This window comes from Paenibacillus pasadenensis (assembly GCF_023715725.1).
Taxonomy (GTDB): domain Bacteria; phylum Bacillota; class Bacilli; order Paenibacillales; family Paenibacillaceae; genus Paenibacillus_O; species Paenibacillus_O pasadenensis_A.
Map to the genome: position 1 here is coordinate 1 of NZ_JAMBOT010000087.1, position 277 is coordinate 277.

Below are 277 nucleotides of genomic sequence, written 5' to 3' on the forward strand. Positions count from 1 at the left end.
GGATGCCTAGGCGCCAGAAGCCGAAGAAGGACGTGGCGAACCACGATAGGCCTCGGGGAGCTGTAAGCAAGCGTTGATCCGGGGATTTCCGAATGGGGAAACCCAGCTGGAGTAATGTCCAGTTACTGCAAAGTGAATACATAGCTTTGCGTGAGGCACACCAGGGGAACTGAAACATCTAAGTACCCTGAGGAAGAGAAAACAATAGTGATTCCGTCAGTAGCGGCGAGCGAACGCGGATTAGCCCAAACCAGGGGGCTTGCTCCCTGGGGTTGTG

Annotated in this window: 1 rRNA gene; it reads left to right on the plus strand. The window is 54.9% G+C overall.

Annotated features, from left to right (window positions below):
• Window positions 1-277: ribosomal RNA gene (locus M3223_RS24115) — 23S ribosomal RNA — on the plus strand; the annotation flags it as partial.